The 18026-nt window shown below is 71.1% G+C and carries 17 protein-coding genes and 1 tRNA gene; 4 read left to right on the forward strand and 14 right to left on the reverse strand.

Annotated features, from left to right (window positions below; all coding sequences use genetic code 11):
- Nucleotides 1–2: 2 nt before the first annotated feature.
- The 5 genes from P5G59_RS03395 to P5G59_RS03415 all read right to left on the reverse strand — a co-directional run bounded on the left by P5G59_RS03395 (nt 3) and on the right by P5G59_RS03415 (nt 4811).
- Nucleotides 3–941, reverse strand: a complete 939-nt coding sequence (locus tag P5G59_RS03395) for an RNA polymerase subunit sigma-70 (protein ID WP_301215999.1) — start codon at nt 939–941, stop codon at nt 3–5.
- A 189-nt stretch (nt 942–1130) separates the two neighbouring features.
- A complete protein-coding gene (locus P5G59_RS03400) occupies nt 1131–1493 on the reverse strand; it encodes a YciI family protein (RefSeq protein WP_301216001.1) in 363 nt (120 codons plus the stop codon).
- A gap of 67 nt (nt 1494–1560) precedes the next feature.
- Nucleotides 1561–2301: a class I SAM-dependent methyltransferase gene (locus P5G59_RS03405; RefSeq protein ID WP_301216003.1), complete on the reverse strand. Its 741-nt coding sequence runs from the start codon at nt 2299–2301 to the stop codon at nt 1561–1563.
- A gap of 125 nt (nt 2302–2426) precedes the next feature.
- Nucleotides 2427–4331 carry a sensor domain-containing diguanylate cyclase gene (locus P5G59_RS03410; RefSeq protein ID WP_301216005.1) on the reverse strand — a complete coding sequence of 635 codons (1905 nt, stop codon included), beginning with the start codon at nt 4329–4331 and terminating at the stop codon, nt 2427–2429.
- A 93-nt stretch (nt 4332–4424) separates the two neighbouring features.
- Nucleotides 4425–4811, reverse strand: a complete 387-nt coding sequence (locus tag P5G59_RS03415; RefSeq protein WP_301216007.1) for a RidA family protein — start codon at nt 4809–4811, stop codon at nt 4425–4427.
- 341 nt (nt 4812–5152) lie between these two features.
- On the opposite strand from P5G59_RS03415, the gene P5G59_RS03420 reads away from it, so the two are divergent.
- On the forward strand, nt 5153–5641 hold the full coding sequence (locus P5G59_RS03420) for an FBP domain-containing protein (RefSeq protein ID WP_301216009.1): 489 nt from the start codon (nt 5153–5155) through the stop codon (nt 5639–5641).
- An 86-nt stretch (nt 5642–5727) separates the two neighbouring features.
- On the opposite strand, the gene P5G59_RS03425 is transcribed toward P5G59_RS03420, so the two are convergent.
- Nucleotides 5728–6588 carry a class II glutamine amidotransferase gene (locus tag P5G59_RS03425; RefSeq protein ID WP_363324672.1) on the reverse strand — a complete coding sequence of 287 codons (861 nt, stop codon included), beginning with the start codon at nt 6586–6588 and terminating at the stop codon, nt 5728–5730.
- Nucleotides 6589–6728: 140 nt separating this feature from the next.
- Here P5G59_RS03425 and P5G59_RS03430 point away from each other — a divergent pair, with 140 nt between their 5' ends.
- Entirely contained in the window at nt 6729–6953 is a 225-nt protein-coding gene (locus P5G59_RS03430; RefSeq protein ID WP_301216013.1) for a hypothetical protein, read from the forward strand.
- Nucleotides 6954–7000: 47 nt separating this feature from the next.
- Here the strand turns inward: P5G59_RS03430 and P5G59_RS03435 are convergent, their stop codons facing one another.
- The 6 genes from P5G59_RS03435 to P5G59_RS03460 all read right to left on the reverse strand — a co-directional run bounded on the left by P5G59_RS03435 (nt 7001) and on the right by P5G59_RS03460 (nt 13734).
- Complete coding sequence (locus P5G59_RS03435; RefSeq protein WP_301216015.1) at nt 7001–7507, reverse strand: universal stress protein; 507 nt, start codon at nt 7505–7507, stop codon at nt 7001–7003.
- Nucleotides 7508–7519: 12 nt separating this feature from the next.
- On the reverse strand, nt 7520–7948 hold the full coding sequence (locus tag P5G59_RS03440; RefSeq protein WP_301216017.1) for a VOC family protein: 429 nt from the start codon (nt 7946–7948) through the stop codon (nt 7520–7522).
- 103 nt (nt 7949–8051) lie between these two features.
- Complete coding sequence (locus P5G59_RS03445; RefSeq protein WP_301216019.1) at nt 8052–9119, reverse strand: zinc-ribbon domain-containing protein; 1068 nt, start codon at nt 9117–9119, stop codon at nt 8052–8054.
- A 141-nt stretch (nt 9120–9260) separates the two neighbouring features.
- Nucleotides 9261–10013 (reverse strand): phosphatidylethanolamine N-methyltransferase family domain-containing protein, encoded by a 753-nt coding sequence (locus P5G59_RS03450; protein WP_301216021.1) that lies wholly within the window; start codon nt 10011–10013, stop codon nt 9261–9263.
- Between the two features lie 84 nt (nt 10014–10097).
- On the reverse strand, nt 10098–12374 hold the full coding sequence (locus P5G59_RS03455; protein ID WP_301216023.1) for a glycoside hydrolase family 3 C-terminal domain-containing protein: 2277 nt from the start codon (nt 12372–12374) through the stop codon (nt 10098–10100).
- Nucleotides 12375–12402: 28 nt separating this feature from the next.
- The gene (locus tag P5G59_RS03460; protein ID WP_301216025.1) at nt 12403–13734 is read right to left on the reverse strand and encodes an MFS transporter; all 1332 of its coding nucleotides are present in this window, start codon (nt 13732–13734) and stop codon (nt 12403–12405) included.
- 98 nt (nt 13735–13832) lie between these two features.
- Here P5G59_RS03460 and P5G59_RS03465 point away from each other — a divergent pair, with 98 nt between their 5' ends.
- Nucleotides 13833–14453, forward strand: a complete 621-nt coding sequence (locus P5G59_RS03465) for a TetR/AcrR family transcriptional regulator (RefSeq protein WP_301216027.1) — start codon at nt 13833–13835, stop codon at nt 14451–14453.
- Nucleotides 14454–14554: 101 nt separating this feature from the next.
- Here the strand turns inward: P5G59_RS03465 and P5G59_RS03470 are convergent.
- Together P5G59_RS03470 and P5G59_RS03475 are read right to left on the reverse strand one after the other, a co-directional pair.
- A tRNA-Val gene (locus tag P5G59_RS03470) sits at nt 14555–14627 on the reverse strand.
- A 28-nt stretch (nt 14628–14655) separates the two neighbouring features.
- Nucleotides 14656–15126 carry a peroxiredoxin gene (locus tag P5G59_RS03475; protein ID WP_301216029.1) on the reverse strand — a complete coding sequence of 157 codons (471 nt, stop codon included), beginning with the start codon at nt 15124–15126 and terminating at the stop codon, nt 14656–14658.
- Between the two features lie 156 nt (nt 15127–15282).
- On the opposite strand from P5G59_RS03475, the gene aceE reads away from it, so the two are divergent.
- Entirely contained in the window at nt 15283–18009 is a 2727-nt protein-coding gene (aceE, locus tag P5G59_RS03480) for a pyruvate dehydrogenase (acetyl-transferring), homodimeric type (RefSeq protein ID WP_301216031.1), read from the forward strand.
- The last annotated feature ends 17 nt before the right edge of the window (nt 18010–18026 follow it).

Here is an 18026-nt window from a genome sequence, read left to right on the forward strand (position 1 = left end):
ACTCATCGCACGCCGGTCGCGGCCTCCTCGAACAGCCGGAAGAGCCGAGGATCCTGGTACACCAGCACGTGGCCGATGCCGCCCGCGGCGTCCCCGTCGAACAGCTGCACGGTGTGCGGCTCCGGCCCGCTCGCGGTGACGCGGTAGAGAAGCAGGCCGGGCTGCCCGTTCGCCCGGATGCCCCTCGTGGTCCAGTCGCGCCCGCGCCAGTCGAACAGGTGGGCCATGAACGCCGCGTACGGCTCGCGACCCACCGACCACTGCGGCACCGGCGGCATCTCGAACACGACGTCGTCGGACACGAGGGCCGCAAGCGCGGCGACATCCGCTGCCTCGATCGCCCGCGCGTACCGTTCGACCGCGTCGGCGGCGAGGGGATGCGAGCGCCGCGTCCCCTCGCGGATCGCCGCGCGAGCCCGCTGCAGCGCCGAGTTCGCCGAGCCGACCGAGACCGAGAGCGCCGCGGCGGTCTCCGCCGCGGACAGGCCGAGCACGTCCCGCAGCACGAACGCCCCGCGCTGCACCGGCGAGAGCGACTGCAGCATCGCCGTCACGGCGAACCGCACCACCTCGGCGCGTTCCGCCGCACCCTCCGGCTCCGATCCGCCCGACCAGCCGGACGGCGCCGGCTGCAGCCATGGCACGTCGAGGGCGGGCACCAGAGGTGCGCCGGCCTCGAGGCCCGGCTCGCGCAGGTCGCGCGGGAGCGGCCGGCGCGGCGTCCGGCGCAGGCGGTCGACGCACACGTTCCGGGCGATGCCGTACGCCCAGCCCGACAGGCTCCCGCGCGCCGGGTCGAACGTGTCGCGGGAGCGCCAGATGCGCTCCAGCGCATCCTGAGCCGCGTCCTCCGCGTCGAACGGCGACCCCAGCAGCTGGTAGCAGAACACGACCAGGCCGCGGCGGATGCCCGCCAGTTCGTCCTCGCCGATGACCGCCATGCGGCGATCCTAGTGACCGGCCGAGGAGGAGCCCGTCAACTCTTGACGGTTTCTGTCCTCAGAATGGAGGACACGGTCCTCCACCGGATAACGTGGGTCCTACCCGGGGATGCCGGACCGACGCGGAAACGAATTCCTCTAGCGAAGACGTCTCAACCCGACGCGGAAGGGTCGGCATCCCGGGAAGCCTCAGCTCGCGCCGTGGTCGACGAGCGGCTGGACCTGCACCCCGCTGTGATCGTGCCGCGCCTCCGCGAGAAGCGACGCGAGCGCCACGGCCTCCGCCTTGGTCGGCACGTCGATGACGTAGAAGCCGCCGACGACCTCCTTCGCCTCGGTGAACGGGCCGTCCACCGCGCGCGGCTCGCCGTCCGGGCCCCGACGGACCGTCACGGCCGTTTCGGTCCCCTGCAGCTCCCCCGAGGCGAGGATCGCATCCCCGACCCTCCGGGAGAACTCGCGGTGGGCCGCGTCGATCTCCGAGCGCTCCTCCGCGCTCAGCCCCTGCCACCGCCGCTCGTCGCCCTGGATCAGGATCACGTATCCGCTCATCGGTTCCTCCTCCTGTCGTGGATGATCTCCTGACCAGACGTCGAACGGAACCCGCCCGAATCGACAGTCACGTGCGATCGAGCACGATCAACGGCGTCACGTAGTGCTCGGTGACCGCACCGCCGAGATCGCGCACCGCAGCGGCCGCCTGGCTCGCCTCCTCCGGCGTCCAGTCGCTGAAGGTCGTGAAGAGGCCGCGGACGTCCTCCGCATCGAGGGTGATCCGCCAGCGGAACTCCTCGACGTGGGAGGCGGCGAACCAGCCGCCGACCGAGAGCGCACCTGTCCAGGTGGCGGTCTCCGACTCGCCGGGGCCGGGACGCGGGGGCGCATCCCGCTGCGCCACGATCTGCGCCACGCGCTCGCGGAACGGCGTCTGCGGCGCCTCCATGTCGCCGAAGACGTTGCGCCAGACCGCCAGCCGCCCGCCGGGAACGAGCGCCCGGTGCAGACGCGGCAGCACGACACCGAGGTCGAACCAGTGGACGGCGGTGGCCGCCGTCGCGAGGTCGAACGACGCGGCGACCAGAGGTGCCGCCTCCGCCGTCGCCTCGATCACCCCGGCCGCCGGGACGGCACGCCGTAGTCGGGCCGCGAGGGCCGGCCCCGGTTCGACGGCGACCACGTCCAGACCCGCCTCGACGAGGACCCGGGTCGCCTGGCCGCTCCCGGCTCCCAGATCCACCGCCCGTCGCCCGGGAACGAGGAGACCGAGGTCGCCGAGCCGCCGCCACAGGGCATCCGGATACGGCGGGCGCGCCCGATCGTAGACGTCGGCGAGCCGGTCGAAGTGCATCGGATCGGGCATGGCCAGGATGCTACGCGCCCTGCCCTGCCCCGGCCGCTCGACTGCGGGCTCCTGGAACGTTTGCGCGCGCTCGCGCACCCGCGGACGTTACGGGAGGCCGCAGTCGCGTCGGGAGGGGCCGCGGGTCATAGCGAGACGCGGTTGCGGCCGGCGTTCTTCGCGCGGTACATGGCGGCGTCGGCCGCGTCGAGCAGCTGCTTGCCGGTCGCGGCCGGGTCGATCACGATCACGCCGCACGACGCCGTGACCGTCATGGGACCGCGCGGGGTGCGGATCGGCGCTGCGATCTCGCGGACGAGACGCGCCCCGAAGCGCTCCCCGTCCTCCGCCGAGGTCCCCGGGCTGAGCACCACGAACTCGTCGCCGGCGAGCCGCGAGGCGACATCGGTGGCCCGGCTGCCCGCGGTCAGGCGGTCGGCGATCACGCGGAGCACGGTGTCCCCGGTCTCGTGACCGTGCCGGTCGTTGATCGCCTTGAAGCCGTCGAGGTCGAGGAACAGCAGCACGCCGCCCTCCCCCGACTGCTGCACGGTCTCGAGCCTGCGCTCCAGCGAACGGCGGTTGTGCAGCCCGGTGAGGTGGTCGACCAGAGCGAGCTGGGCGAGACGCGCCTCGTGCCGGCGGTCGAGTGCGCGGGCCAGCTCTCGGCCGAGCTCGCGCGCCTCCTCCGCCGCCTCCGCCCACGGCAGGGACGACCCCTCGACGCTCTGCCGCCACTCGGAGAACGAGTTGCGGGGCGAGAGCGCGGTGTCGCGGTTCGCCGGCGTCTGGTCGCCGAGCCAGCGGATCACCTGGGTGACCTCACGGCGGAAGAGCAACAGGACGCCGTGCGCTGCGACCGGCACCACCAGCAGCCCGGCGAACCCCGGCATGAGCGTCGCGAGAGCGGGGTGCGTCCGCTCCAGCTCCGACGACTGGAACGGCTCGGTGCCCGCGGCGGCGAGAAGAACATCCCGCTCGGTCGTCGGCACGTCGCCCACGCTGCGGCTCAGCCCGTCGAGGGCCAGGATGGCGCCGTCCGCCCCCACCAGCCGGCACAGCTCGGCGCCGCCGTCGACGAGGGTCAGCAGCGGGTCGTCCGACGACGGGACGCCCGCGAGCACCGCGGCGCGCTGCTCCCGGATGGTCAGGTCGCGGCGCAGCTGCGCGATCGACTCCAGCGCGGCCAGCTGCAGCGTCAGCTGAGTGGCGAGCACCTCCAGCGCACGACGGAGCAGAATCGGCATCCGCCGCTCCGTGCGGTGCGCGCAGGTGATCATCCCAACCAGCCGGTCGTCGTGGATGAGCGAGAACGAGACCGTGGAGGCCTGCCCCATGTTCCGCATGAATTGGAGGTGGTGCGGCGACACGGCGCGCAGCTCGGCGCTGCTCAGGTCGAGCGGCGGTGCGTCGGCCTCGACGGACGACAGCGGCGTCCCCTCGTCGACCGTGCTCACGATCTGCCGCGACAGCTTGGTCAGGTAGAGCGACCGCGCCTGCTGCGGTATGTCGGACGCCGGGAAGCGCAGGCCCCGGTACGACTCCATGTCGGGCTCTGCGGCCTCTCCCGCCACCTCGCCGTGGCCGTCGTCGAAGAAGCGGTAGACCATGACGCGGTCGAAACCGCTGATGCGCTTGACCTCCTCGGCCGCCGCCTGACGCAGCTCCTCCGCGCTCGCCACGAGACCGAGGGTGCGGATGGCGCCCACCACCGACGCCGTCGGCACGTCCGGCGTGTTGTCGGCCGGCTCGAGCTCGATGACGACGCGGTCGGCGAGACGATGCGTGACGGCGTCGTAGGGCTCGCCCTCCAGGTCGATCCGGATCGGGTCGCCGTGCGTCTCGGCGGTCACGCTCCACTCGAGCGTCGGGCTGCCGAGCTCGGAGACGGAGCGGCCGAGCCAGCGCACGGCGTCGTCGCTCGCCGTGACGATCTCGTAGGTCGCGATGTCGACGACGAGCAGCGTCCCGAAGGACTGGATGCGGCCCGGGGTCCGGATCGGCTCTTTGACGCACTCTTCGAGTCTGCGCCGTTCCGATTCATCGGACACGGTTGCACCATTCACCACTCGACCCTAGTCCACGACCGCGGGTGAACGTGACAAACCGCACCGGCCGCCGTTCCGCTTCCTGAACCCCGGGACTCACCGGGGCACGGCCGCAACCGCGTCGATCTCGACCAGCGCCCCCGGGCGCGCCGGGGCGACCGCGAGCACGGTGACCGCGGTGCGGTGATCCCCCCAGACCGTGCGCGTCGCGCCGTAGGCGGCGGTCGGGTCGATGCCGGGCGCGAGGTGGATGGTCAGCTTCGCCACGTGCTCCGGACCGCTTCCCGCGGCGGCGAGCACGGCGAGCAGGTTGCGCAGCGCCTGCTCGGTCTGCGCCTGCAGCCCGTCGAGCAGCTCGCCCTGGGCGTCGACGCCGTTCTGGCCGCCGACGAAGAGCACGGGCCCCTCCGGCACGATCATGCCCTGCGCGAAGGCGGGGCTGCGGTACAGCCCGGGCGGGTCGACGGGGGTGGGAACGCTCATGGCTCTTCCTCTCTGTGCAGGCCGCTCTGTGCTGGCCTCCACTCTGCCGCTCACCACCGACATCCCGGCCGCCGCCGATGACCGCGTAGACTGGATGCGTGAACCCGCTCGTCTCGCAGCCCACCGCCGCCCTCGCGGCCGCCGGGCGTCTGGAGGTCGTCGGCGCGCTCTGCGCCGGCGCGAGATAGCGCTGTCCCTCGTCACCGATCCCCGCGCCAGCGGGTGAGATCGCCGTCGCGCGCGTTTCCGCCGCGACGGATCCTCTCGGACTTCCGGGTCCTTCCGCGACCCCGTGTGCGAGGTCCGGCATCCTCCGATTCACGACAGACAGGCGTTCAACCATGCTTCCCCTCACCGATCAGCAGATCCGGTCCTCCTTCGTCAACGCGTCGCAGCGCGAACGCAAGGAGCTCTCCCTCCCCGACCTGGCGCAGGTGCGCTGGTCTGACATCGACTTCCTCGGCTGGCGCGACCGCAAGCTGCCCACCGTCGGCTACGTCGTCGCCGAGGTCGACGGCGCCCCAGTCGGCGTGCTGTTGCGCCAGGCCGACGGGCGCGTGCGCTCGCGGCCGCAGTGCTCCTGGTGCGAGGACGTGCACCTGCCCAACGAGGTCGTCTTCTTCATCGCCAAGCGCGGCGGCGCGGCCGGCCGCAACGGCAACACGCTCGGGACGCTGGTGTGCGCCGAGTTCCAGTGCTCGGTCAACGTGCGCAAGCGTCCGCCGACCGCCTACGTCGGGTTCGACGTGGAGGCCGCGCGGCAGCAGCGGATCGACGCCCTGCGCGAGCACGTCACCACCTTCGTGCGCCGCATCGCCGAGGGCGACTGACCCTCGCCCAGCCGAGTGGCGACATCATGTCGCCACTCGGCGCGAACGGCGACATCATGTCGCCGTTCGGAGGGCCGCGGACGCGGTCAGGCCGGCGTGAGCACGGCCTCCGCGTCCGCGAGGAACGGCTCGTGGTGGTATCCGCTCTCGTCCAGAACCGCCACGGTCGACTCGGGCACCGTGATGAACGCTCCCGGCGTGTCGTTCAGCGGCTCGGAGACGACCACCTTGGCGTGCTCGCCGAACACCTCCAGGCGTTCGACATCCGGGAACATCTCCCGCAGCTCCGGGATGGCCGCCGAGTGGAACAGCGTGCGGCTGTGGTGCGAGGTGGAGTAGCGGAACGCCCACAGCGTCTTGCCGTCGGCCACCGCGTACGTGCCCTGCACGGGAGCGGAGACGCCGTGCTTCTCGCCGGTCTCCTCGACGAAGCGCAGAGCCCGGCCGAGAGCGGCGATCGGGTCGTCCTGCAGGCCGAACGTGAGGGCCAGGTAGAACAGCGTCTCCGAGTCGGTCGTCCCGACGATCGACGGGTACAGCGACGGGTCGACCGCGTACCTCAGGTCGCGCTGCATCAGGTGGAAGCCCTCGAGGAAGCCGTTGTGCATGAACAGCCAGTTCTCGTGACGGAACGGGTGGCAGTTCGTCTGCTGGATGGGCGGCCCGGCCGCCGCGCGCACGTGCGCGAGGAACATCGGGCTCGTGATCGTGTTCGTGAGGTCGCGCAGGTTCTCGTTGTGCCAGGCGGGTTCGATGCTGTGGAAGATGCCGGGCACAGCGTCCGGGGACGGGTCGGTCGGGTACCAGCCGAAGCCGAAGCCGTCGCCGTTGACCGTCTCCGCGCCGAGCGGCGAGTTGAGGGACTGGGCCACCAGCGAGTGCTGCGTGTCCAGGATCAGCTCGGCGGGCCGCAGCGGCTCCCCCGAGTACGCGAGCCAACGGCACATGACGACCTCCTCGACCCGGCCGGTGCCGGACGGCTCGACCATAACCCCGGCCCCCTGCTCGCGGGAATACACCGCTCATACCCATCTCGGAACCGTGTCAAGGGCTGTCCGCGCAGGGACGCGTCCACTTCACTTGAGGCATGAAGACGCACACGGTGTTCCTCCGGCAGGGCCTGGAGGTGGCGGAGATCTCGGACCACGAGTGGCGGATCAGCGACACCCGGGTCGCCGCCGTCGGCGCGCCGCCGGTCGTCGGCTTCATCCTCCAGCTGGACGGGATGTTCGAGGTCACGCAGATCGGCCGTCCAGGTCGCCGCACCTACTTCCGCTCCTTCGACGCCGCGCTGGGCGAACTCCACCGCTGACGCGCACGCCGCCGGGCACGCTTCGGGCCGGCCGCGCTTGGGGCCGGTCAGGCGAGTGTCGGCGTCGCGCGCTCCTTCGCTGTGACGGGGACCACCACCACCGGACACTGCTGGTCGTGCGTGAGGCGCGCTCCGACGGAGCCGGCGAGCCAGTTCTCCAGGGTGTTCGAAAAGCCACGGCGATGCGTCCCGACGACGATCAGCCGGGCGTCGACCTCGGCGGCCAGCCGGCCGAGCGCCTTCGCCGGGTCGCCGGCGAGAAGGCGCAGCGTCCACGTAGGGGCCGGCTCCCCGCTCTCCTCCAGCGCGGCCGTGATGGCCGCGGAGAGGCCGAGCACCGCATCCCCCTCCCCCGCGCCCACCTCGGTCGGGTGGAGGGATTCCTCCGCCACGTCGTCCGGCCGGTCCCACTCGGTGAGGTAGCTGTCCTCTGCGACGTAGCCGCACAGCAGCGGGCGCCCCAGCTCGGTCGCGAGCCGCGCGGCCTCGTCGAGCACGGCGCGCGCCTGCCCGCGGTGGACGCCCACCACCACGGGGCCGGAACCCTCTGCCATCCCGCGACCCGCCTACTGACCTTGCGCCTGAGGAGTTCCCGCGATGTTGACCAGCCACTGCACCCCGAACCGGTCGACCGCCATGCCGAAGCTGTCGCCCCACGGCGCCTTCGACAGCGGTTCGATCACGGTGCCGCCCTCGACGAGCCTCTCCCAGTAGCCGGTCAGCTCGGCCTCGTCGTCGCCGCTCAGCGAGATGGAGATGGCGGAGCCCGGGTTGAAGTCCATATGAGCCGGCACGTCGGCCGCCATGAGCGTGAACCCGCCGGGCGAGGTGAGCTGGGAGTGCATGATCAGGTCGTTGTCTGCGGGGTCCTGCGCCATCTGGTACTCGGCGAAGGTGCTGCGCTGCACCTCGCCGCCGAACACCGACTGGTAGAAGTCCATCGCTTCGCGCGCCGTGCCGCGGAAGTTGAGGTAGGGGTTCAGGATCGACGGCATGGCTTCCTCCTCGTGAGAGCGTGTGACTGCCGGTTCGCCGCCCAGCGTAGCGGGGGTCGCCGCCCCGCGACCAGAGTGTTCGCGCGCGGAAATGCGGGCATGATCAGCGCAGGTACGCCGCGACGAAGAGGTCGCCGCGGATCTCCCCCAGGCGCGACAGGATGCGCTCGACCAGCGCGTCGCCGACCGACCCTCCTGGCACGTCGTACGGCCCGATCGGCTGCAGCTTCCCGCAGCGCACCCGGAGGACCTCCCAGCCGACGGCGCGCAGCAGGCGGTCCTTCCGCCGGTCGGACTCCTCGCGCGGGCCGACATGCTCCAGGCCGTGCCGCCCGGTGGTGTCGTACTCGATGGCGACCTTGAGTTCGGGCAGCAGGATGTCGGGCCAGACCTCCAGGTGCGAGTGGAGCGGCTTCGCCACCCGCACGGCGTTCATCCCCAGGTCCATGTCGAGCCGGTCGGCGAGACGCTGCTTCAGCGCCGGCTCCGCCGCCGACGCAGGCACCGGTGCCCAGCGGCTGACGAACGCCTCCCCCACCGCGACCGTGTCGGCGCCGGCTCGCGCGTGCCGGCAGATGGGGCACCTCCGGCCGCCCAGGATGCGCTCGATGCTCGCGCGATAGCTCGGATGCCCCGCGTCGCACTGCCAGGAGTGGGTCGCCGTCGTGCCGTTCTCGGCCGAGACGGCGACGCGCGAGCCGGGAGCCGCCAGGGTGACCAGCTGTTCCCGGGTGAGCGACTCGCGGTCCAGCCGACGGCACAGATAGCACCTGTCGTCGTCCGGATCCGCCTCGATGCGCCGAGGGTCGCGGGCGTGCCCGCACACGTGCACGCCGGCCTCCGGCACGGGCGTGCGCACCGGCCGCGGAGCCGCCTCCTCGGCGCACCGCGGGCACCACGCCGACCGCCGCCGCGTGCCGCCCGGACGCGAGCGCTGCTCCTCGGGCGTCGCCACGAACCGGTGGCCGGAGTCGCACTCCCACACCAGATAGACGTCGGCCGCGGGCGGCACCTGCGTCAGGGTGATCCCGTGGTTGAGGTCGGGATGGTACTGGCGGACGAGCACGGGGTACCGCTCCCAGTCGGTGCGGTAGCGGCCGATCGGGTACGGCACGGAGGCGCCCTTCGACCACTGGCGGCGCGCCCACCACTGCTCCACGCTCTCCGGCACAGCCCGACCCTTCCCGTCTCCCGGCGACGGCGGCAGCGTAACCCGCACCGCCGACACCCGGCCCGGACCCATGGGTCGTGACACGCCGTTATGCGGCGGCGTTCGCGGCGTGTTGCGACCCATGGATGCGCGGCCGGCCGCTCAGAGCACGAACGGGAGCAGCGCGCGGCGGTCGCGCGGGTACTCCGGGAAGGTCTCGCGGTACCAGCGGTGGTTCGCCACCGCACGCGGGGCGAGGTTGGCGATCGTGTACAGCGCGAAGGAGGCGCCCGCGAGCGACCAGGTGGCGACGGCCCAGCCCGTCCACTCCACGATCTCGCCCAGATAGTTGGGGCTGGAGACGTAGCGGAACCCGCCGCCGTAGGGCACGCGGTACCCGCCGCCGCCCGCGCGGAGCCGGCGCAGCGTCCGGTCCGAGCGCGCGTTGAGCGTCAGGCCGCCGGCGAACAGCAGCAGCCCGAGCCAGAACCGCGGGTCGGCGAGCCAGGCGACGGGATACGTCCCGTACTCGGAGACCCAGCGCGCGTTCACCCACGCGTTGAGCGTGTTGAACCCGATCGCGAGCAGCATCACCAGCACCGGCATCCGCGACCCCGACCGCATGAGGAACGGGTACACGAACGCCCGGTACACGTAGTGCACCAGCCAGAGCGCGAGGAACAGCAGCGGCACCGGCTCGAAGCGGTGCGAGCCGAGCAGGTAGAACGCGACGAAGAGCAGGGCGGCCGGCGCCTCCATCACCACCCAGCCGACCCGCGCGGGCACCGTCGGCCCCCAGCCGGTGCGCCCGTGCCGGCCACCGTACGGCGCGACGACGAACAGCAGCGCGACGAACGTCACCGCCGCCAGCAGCAGTTCGGCGTACACGAACCAGCGGTACGGTCCCTGAAGCATGCCGCCAGGCTAGCGAGTGGTCACGACACGCCGCCGCGCCCCGTGCGGCGACGGCGTGTCGTGACCAGTGGATCCGGGAGGCCGTCAGCCGCGCGGTGCGTTGGCGGCGGCGAGCAGACCGTCGATCATCTCGTCGGTGACCTGCCCTCCGGCCATCATGCCGATCCGCCCGATCGGGAACGACGCCATCATCCGCTCCATCGACACGCCCTCCGGCATGATCGCCGACGCGCCCTCCATCATGTCGGACATCCCGGCGAGGGCCTGCTGCACCAGAGGACCTGCGACCGGGTGCGCGAGCACCTCGCCGAGCGACGACTCCCGGGTGAGCGGCAGCAGCACCTCGTCGCCCGTGACCGCCACGGTCGCCGTCGTGCGCACGTCGCGGCTGGACGCGCCGACCTCGACGACGTAGTCGCCGCCCTCGACCACCCAGCGTTCGGCGCGCACGTGCCAGTACGCCAGATCCTCGCGGCGGATCGTCACCGTCACCTCGCGCGACTCACCGGGCGCCAGCTCCACCGAGGCGAAGCCCTTCAGCTCGCGCGGCGCACGCTGCACGCCGGAACCCGGCAGCGACGTGTACGCCTGCACGACCTCCCGGCCGGCACGGTCGCCCGTGTTGCTCACGGTGACCCGCACCTGGATGTCGCCCCCGGCCGTGATCGCGGCCGTCGCGTCGCCGTACGCGAACGTCGTGTACGAGAGTCCGTGGCCGAACGGGTACGCCACCTCCAGCGCCCGCGCGTCGTACCAGCGGTACCCGACGAAGATGCCCTCGCCGTAACGGACGTGCCCCTCCTCCCCGGGGAAGTTGAGGAACGCCGGAGTGTCCTCGATCCGCAGCGGGACGGTCTCGGTGAGCTTGCCCGACGGGTTCACCGCGCCGAACAGCACGTCGGCGGTCGCGGTCCCGCCCGCCTGGCCGAGCAGCCAGCCCTCGACGATCGCCGGGACGCTCGCCGCGAACGGCAGCCGCACGACACCGCCGTTGGAGAGCACGACCACCGTGCGCGGGTTGGCGGCGACGACCGCCTCCACCAGCGCGAGCTGGTCGGCCGGGAGCTCGATGTCGTCGCGGTCGTACCCCTCCGACTCGAGCCGGGCGGGCAGCCCGGCGAACACGACCGCGACGTCTGCCGCTGCAGCCGCCGCGACGGCCTCCTGCCGCAGGCGCTCCGTCTCGGCCGGCTCCGTGTCGGCCGCGAGGGAGAAGCCCGGGGCGTACGCCGCCTGCGGCGCGATCGCGCGGATCGCGGTGAGCGCGTCGTCCAGCCGGGTCGGGTGGATCATCGACGACCCGGCGCCCTGGTAGCGCGGCTTCTCGGCGAACGCGCCGATCACCGCGAGCGACCGGTCGTCGCGCAGCGGGAGCAGCGGAGCGCCGTCCACCTCGTCGTTCTTCAGCAGGACGATGGAGCGGGAGGCCGCCTCCCGCGCGAGCGCGTGGTGCGCCTCCACATCCAGGGGCCCCTCGACGCGGTCCGTCTGCGCCCATCCGGCGGCGAGGCGGGCGACCCGGGCGGCCGACACGTCGAGCTCGTCCTCGTCGAGGGAGCCGTCGCCGACCGCGGCGACCAGCGCCCTGTCGCCCTGCCCGCCGTTGCCCGGCATCTCCAGGTCGAGGCCGGCGTGGAGCGCCGCCACCCTGTCGTTCACCGCGCCCCAGTCGGAGACGACCAGGCCCTCGAAGCCCCACTCGCCGCGCAGCACGTCGGTGAGCAGCCAGCGGTTCTCCGACGCGAAGACGCCGTTGATGCGGTTGTAGGAGCACATGACCGTCTTCGGCTGGGCGTCCTCCACGACGCGCTGGAACCCGCGCAGGTAGATCTCGCGCAGCGGACGCGGGTCGACGTCGGACGAGGACCGCATCCGGTCGTCCTCCTGGTTGTTCGCGGCGAAGTGCTTGAGCGAGGCGCCGACGCCCTGGGACTGGATGCCGCGCACCAGCGCCGCGCCGAGCACGCCGGAGACGATCGGGTCCTCGCTCAGGTACTCGAAGTTGCGGCCGCACAGCGGCGATCGCTTGATGTTGATGCCGGGCCCGAGGATGACGGCGACATCCTCGATCGACGACTCCACGCCGAGCGCGGTGCCGACCCGCTCGACGAGCTCCACATCCCACGAGGAGCCGAGCGCCACGGCCGGCGGGAAGCAGGTCGCCGGCACGCTGTCGCCGATCCCGAGGTGGTCGCCGCCCTCGCGCTGCTTGCGCAGGCCGTGCGGTCCGTCCGTGAGCATGACGGACGGGACGTCGCCCACCGCCTTGGTGCGCCAGAAGCTCTCGCCGCTGGTGAGCGCCGCCTTCTGCTCGACGGTGAGGCCGGAGAGGTCCGGCGTCGTCGTGGTGGTGTCGGTCATGGTGTCCTTTCGTGTGGTGCGGTGAAGGTCAGCGGGTCGCCTTGATCGGCCAGACGGCGAGTGCCCCCAGGATGCCGAGCACGATCGCGATCGGGAAGAGCGCGGCGTAGCCGAAGGCGAGGATGATCGCTCCGGCGACGCCGGGGGCCAGGGTCTGCGGGAGGGTCGCCGCGATGTTGACGACACCGAGGTCTTTCGCGAACGACTTCGCTGACGGGAGCACCTCGCTCATGAGAGCCGTGTCCACGGCCTGGAACATCCCGAAGCCGAAGCCCGACACGATGGTCATGATCACCCAGGCGGTGACATCCGGCCACAGCCACGGGAGTAGGAACGCGAGGCTGACCACGGCGGCGGATGCGAACACGAACGGCTTCCTGCGCCCGATCCGGTCGGAGAGGGGCCCGGCGACGATGGTCGAGACGAGGATCCCGACGAGGCTCAGGAGGCCGAGGATCGGAATGATCTGCTCCGGGTGCGCGACGCGGAAGTAGTTGCTCAGCAGGTAGAGCTGGTACCCGGTCACCGCGAAGTAGCCCGTGTAGAGCAGCAGGCGGCCGGTGAACGCCCAGAAGAAGTCGGGATGCGCGACCGGGTTCACCCAGAAGGTCTTGAGGAAGTCGACCAGTGTGAACGGCTCCCGCTGCAGCTGGCGGCTGGAGTAGTCCGGGTTGGCGAGCACGAACAGGCTCAGCACCACGAGCGAGAACACGGCGAAGAACACGTACCCGACGGTGATGCTGTTGAAGAAGAGCGCACCGACGATCGAGCCGCCGAGCGCTCCCACCATGAGCCCGATGCCCGACAGCGCTGCGAACGTCCCGCGCCGCTTGAGCGGAACGCGGTCCGGCATCACGGCCGTGAGCGGGCCCTGCGCGAAGTTGTAGCTGATCTGGACGAGGGTCCAGGCGATGATCACGCCGACCAGCGAGTTCGCGAAGGCCAAGCCGACGAGCGACAGACCGCCCGCGAGGGAGCCGATGAGGATCCAGGGCGCACGACGTCCGAAGCGGGAGCGCGTGCGGTCGGAGATCTGGCCGGCGATCGGCTGTGCCACCATCGCGGCGAAGGCTCCGATCGTGGCGACGACGGCCAGGTTGGCGACCTGGTCCTTCTGGCCGAACAGCACCGTGATCTGCTGCGGGAGCAGGATCCCGGGCAGCGCTCCCCAGATCAGGTAGATGCCGAGGTTGGCGGGGATGATCCACACCATCAGGCGGCGGAGGCCCTTGATCGGTGCGGGCGGATCGTCGTTGCCGGCGGCGGTGCCGACGAAGGTGTTGGTGGTGATCGGGGCGACCGGTCCGGCGGGCTGTTCTGCGGCCGAGTCCGCGGCCGGGATGGAGGTGTCTGACGTCATCGTCGTGGGGGTCCTCTCGCCATCCACCGTGGATGGTGGCAAAACCTTACGTCACTCGGTTTTCAGAAATCAAGCGCCACTCGGTTTATCCTCGGGTCATGGCAAGCAGAGGCGCATACGCGAAGGGCGTGGCCAAGCGCGACGAGATCCTGGAGACCGCCCTCGAGGTGATCGCGCGCGAGGGCTACCGCGGCGCGTCGGTGAAGGAGCTGGCGGAGGCGGTCGGACTCTCGCAGGCCGGCCTCCTGCACTACTTCGACAGCAAGGACGAGCTGTTCACCGCCATCCTCCGCAAGCGCGACGAGGTCGACTCGCGCCGCTTCGGCGACCTCGACGAGAAGCCGTCGCTCGACCGCATGCGCGAGGGCTTCGTCGGGATCGTCCGCCACAACGCCGAAGTCCCGGGGCTCGTGCAGCTGTTCTCGCGGCTGGCCGTCGAGGCCGGCGACCCGCAGCATCCCGCCCACGACTACTTCGTGGAGCGGAGCGCCGCCCTGCGCGGCACGGTCGCCGACGCGGTCGCCCGCCGCCAGCAGGAGGGCGGCATCGGCGACGCGGTCGACCCCGAGACCATCGCGCGCATCATCCAGGCGGTCGCCGACGGCCTCCAGCTGCAGTGGCTGCAAGACCCGACCATTGACATGGCCGCGACGGTCGACGCGGTCTTCACCCTGCTCGCCGCGCCCGCCGCGCAATCGAGTGGACGCGACACGCCGTAACGGCGGACCCGCTCAGGGCATGTTGCGTCACATAGATGCGGAACCGGGTGGGCCCTGCCTCGCGGCACTGCATCGAACCGACGACCGTGCTTCGCAAACGGTGGGCCCTGCCGGGATCGAACCGACGACATCCACGGTGTAAACGTGGCGCTCTACCAGCTGAGCTAAAGGCCCGGGATGCCGACCAGCCTACTGGACCGGCTCAGACGTGGGCGGGCAGCCGGTCGAGCGCGGCGCGGTATGCGTCGATCGAGCGCGCTTCGCCCGGGGCGGTGATGAACGACTGGCGGATGATGCCGCGCTCGTCGATCAGGAAGGTCGCGCGGTTCGCGAAGCCCTTCTCGGGCAGGAAGACGCCGTACTCCTTGGCGATCTCGCCGTGGGGCCAGAAGTCGGCGAGCAGGGAGAACGAGTAGCCCTCCTGCTCCGCCCACGCGCGCAGCGTGTACTTGGAGTCGACCGAGATCCCCAGCAGCTCCACCCGGTGGTCCTCGAACAGGGCCAGGTTGTCGCGCAGCGCGCACAGCTCGCCGGTGCAGGTGCCGGAGAACGCCAGCGGGAAGAAGACCAGCGCCACCGCCTTGCGTCCGCGGAAGTCGCTGAGCCGCACGCTCTCCCCGTACTGGTTGAGGAGCTCGAAGTCTGGAGCCTGGGTGTCGTTCTCGAGAGCCACGAGCAGACAGCATAGACCGGCACGCTCCCACCACCAAGCGACGGTCAACACTGGCCACGGAGTGCGGCTAGGCTGAAGGATGGTGTCCGCACTTGTCGAGAACCGACAGCGCATGGGCATGTCCACGATCCATCCGACACAAGAAAGAGGTCGAGGGTGACTGTAAACGACCAGGACCCGTACTCGGTGAACAACATCGATTCGGACCCGGAGGAGACCGCCGAGTGGCGTGAATCCCTCGACCAACTGGTTGCGGCCCATGGCCATGAGCGTGCTCGCGAGATCATGCTCAGCCTGCTGAAGCGCTCCTCCGAGCTGCACCTGGGTGTCCCGATGGTGCCGACCACGGACTACATCAACACCATCTCCGCCGAGGACGAGGCGGAGTTCCCCGGCGACGAGGAGATCGAGCGCCGCTACCGGGCGTGGATCCGGTGGAACGCCGCCGTCATGGTGCACCGCGCGCAGCGCCCCGGCATCGCCGTCGGCGGCCACCTGTCCAGCTACGCCTCCAGCGCGACCCTCTTCGAGGTCGGCTTCAACCACTTCTTCCGCGGCCAGGACCACCCGGGCGGCGGAGACCAGGTCTTCTTCCAGGGCCACGCCTCCCCCGGCGTCTACGCCCGCGCGTTCCTCGAGGGCCGGCTCAGCGCCGACCAGCTCGACGGCTTCCGCCAGGAGAAGTCGCACGCCGGCGGCGGCCTTTCCAGCTACCCGCACCCCCGGCTCATGCCCGAGTTCTGGCAGTTCCCGACCGTGTCGATGGGTCTCGGCCCGATCAACGCGATCTACCAGGCGCAGCTCAACAAGTACCTCACCAACCGCGGCATCAAGGACGCCTCCGACCAGCACGTCTGGGCGTTCCTCGGCGACGGCGAGATGGACGAGGTGGAGTCGCGCGGCCAGCTCCAGGTCGCGGCGAACGAGAAGCTCGACAACCTGACCTTCGTCATCAACGCGAACCTGCAGCGCCTCGACGGCCCGGTGCGCGGCAACGGCAAGATCATCCAGGAGCTGGAGAGCTACTTCCGCGGCGCCGGCTGGAACGTCATCAAGGTGATCTGGGGCCGCGAGTGGGACGACCTGCTCTCCCGCGACACCGACGGCGCCCTGGTCAACCTCATGAACCAGACGCCCGACGGCGACTACCAGACCTACAAGACCGAGAACGGCGCCTACGTGCGCGAGAACTTCTTCGGCCGCGACCCGCGCACGCTCGAGCTCGTCAAGGACTACACCGACGACCAGGTGTGGGGCCTCAAGCGCGGCGGCCACGACTACCGCAAGGTCTACGCGGCCTTCAAGGCGGCCTCCGAGCACAAGGGCCAGCCGACCGTCATCATCGCCAAGACCATCAAGGGCTACGGGCTGGGCCCGTCGTTCGAGGGCCGCAACGCGACCCACCAGATGAAGAAGATGACCCTCGACAACCTGAAGGCGTTCCGCGACGCCATGCGCATCCCGGTGTCGGACGCGCAGCTCGAGGAGAACCCGTACCTCCCGCCGTACTACAACCCCGGCGCCGAGGACGAGACCATCCGCTACCTGCACGAGCGCCGCCGCGACCTCGGGGGCTACGTGCCAGAGCGCCGCGCGAAGTACACGCAGCTGAGCCTCCCGGAGGACTCGGCGTACGCGATCTCGAAGAAGGGCTCCGGAACGCAGGAGATCGCCACCACCATGGCGTTCGTCCGCCTGCTGAAGGACCTGCTGCGCTCGAAGGACTTCGGCCACCGAATCGTCCCGATCATCCCGGACGAGGCGCGCACCTTCGGCATGGACGCGTTCTTCCCGAACGCGAAGATCTACAACCCGAACGGCCAGCACTACACGTCGGTCGACCGCGAGCTGCTCCTGGCCTACAAGGAGAGCCCGCAGGGCCAGATCATCCACGTCGGCATCAACGAGGCCGGCGCGGTCGCCGCGTTCACCAACGTCGGCACGTCGTACTCGACGCAGGGCGAGCCCCTCATCCCGGTCTACGTCTTCTACTCGATGTTCGGCTTCCAGCGCACGGGCGACGCCCTGTGGGCGGCGGGCGACCAGATGGCGCGCGGCTTCCTCATCGGCGCCACCGCCGGCCGCACCACGCTGACGGGCGAGGGCCTGCAGCACGCAGACGGGCACTCCCCGCTGCTCGCCTCCACCAACCCCGCGGTCGTCTCGTACGACCCGGCGTACGGCTACGAGATCGGCCACATCGTTCGCGCCGGCCTCGAGCGGATGTACGGCGGCAACCACCCGGACCCGAACGTCATGTACTACCTCACGGTGTACAACGAGCCGATCGTGCAGCCGGCCGAGCCGGAGGGCGTGGATGTGGACGGCATCGTCCGCGGCATCCACCTGCTCCACGGCGGCCAGGAGCAGGGCCCGAAGGCCCAGCTGCTCGCCTCCGGCGTCTCGGTGCCGTGGGCGCTCGAGGCCCAGCACCTGCTCGCGCAGGACTGGGGCGTGTCGGCCGACGTGTGGAGCGTCACCTCGTGGGGCGAGCTGCGCCGCGACGGACTTGCGGCGGAGGAGCACAACTTCCTCTACCCGCAGCAGGAGAAGCAGGTCCCGTACGTGACCCGCAAGCTGCAGGACGCCCAGGGCCCGTTCGTCGCCGTCAGCGACTACGAGCACGCCGTCCCTGACCAGATCCGGCAGTTCGTTCCCGGCGAGTACGCCACGCTCGGTGCCGACGGCTTCGGCTTCTCCGACACCCGCCCGGCAGCGCGCCGGTTCTTCAAGATCGACGGCCCGTCGATCGTGGTCCGCACCCTCGAGCTGCTCGCGGCCCGCGGCCAGGTGGACCCGAACGCTCCGGCGTGGGCGATCGAGAAGTACCTGCTGCACGACGTCAACGCCGGCACCACCGGCTCGGCGGGCGGCGAGGCGTAACGGCCCCCGTGGCTGGG

The sequence above is a fragment of the Leifsonia virtsii genome, assembly GCF_030433675.1.
Lineage (GTDB): Bacteria > Actinomycetota > Actinomycetes > Actinomycetales > Microbacteriaceae > Leifsonia > Leifsonia virtsii.

Bases quoted from the DNA above. Each gene is read 5' to 3' on its own strand.
- P5G59_RS03455 (WP_301216023.1), bottom strand. From the start codon at position 12,374: ATGACCGACACCACCACGACGACGCCGGACCTCTCCGGCCTCACCGTC.
- P5G59_RS03460 (WP_301216025.1), bottom strand. From the start codon at position 13,734: ATGACGTCAGACACCTCCATCCCGGCCGCGGACTCGGCCGCAGAACAG.
- P5G59_RS03400 (WP_301216001.1), bottom strand. From the start codon at position 1,493: ATGAGCGGATACGTGATCCTGATCCAGGGCGACGAGCGGCGGTGGCAG.
- P5G59_RS03435 (WP_301216015.1), bottom strand. From the start codon at position 7,507: ATGGCAGAGGGTTCCGGCCCCGTGGTGGTGGGCGTCCACCGCGGGCAG.
- P5G59_RS03405 (WP_301216003.1), bottom strand. From the start codon at position 2,301: ATGCCCGATCCGATGCACTTCGACCGGCTCGCCGACGTCTACGATCGG.
- P5G59_RS03450 (WP_301216021.1), bottom strand. From the start codon at position 10,013: ATGCTTCAGGGACCGTACCGCTGGTTCGTGTACGCCGAACTGCTGCTG.
- P5G59_RS03415 (WP_301216007.1), bottom strand. From the start codon at position 4,811: ATGAGCGTTCCCACCCCCGTCGACCCGCCCGGGCTGTACCGCAGCCCC.
- P5G59_RS03430 (WP_301216013.1), top strand. From the start codon at position 6,729: ATGAAGACGCACACGGTGTTCCTCCGGCAGGGCCTGGAGGTGGCGGAG.
- P5G59_RS03425 (WP_363324672.1), bottom strand. From the start codon at position 6,588: ATGTGCCGTTGGCTCGCGTACTCGGGGGAGCCGCTGCGGCCCGCCGAG.
- P5G59_RS03465 (WP_301216027.1), top strand. From the start codon at position 13,833: ATGGCAAGCAGAGGCGCATACGCGAAGGGCGTGGCCAAGCGCGACGAG.
- P5G59_RS03440 (WP_301216017.1), bottom strand. From the start codon at position 7,948: ATGCCGTCGATCCTGAACCCCTACCTCAACTTCCGCGGCACGGCGCGC.
- P5G59_RS03395 (WP_301215999.1), bottom strand. From the start codon at position 941: ATGGCGGTCATCGGCGAGGACGAACTGGCGGGCATCCGCCGCGGCCTG.
- P5G59_RS03420 (WP_301216009.1), top strand. From the start codon at position 5,153: ATGCTTCCCCTCACCGATCAGCAGATCCGGTCCTCCTTCGTCAACGCG.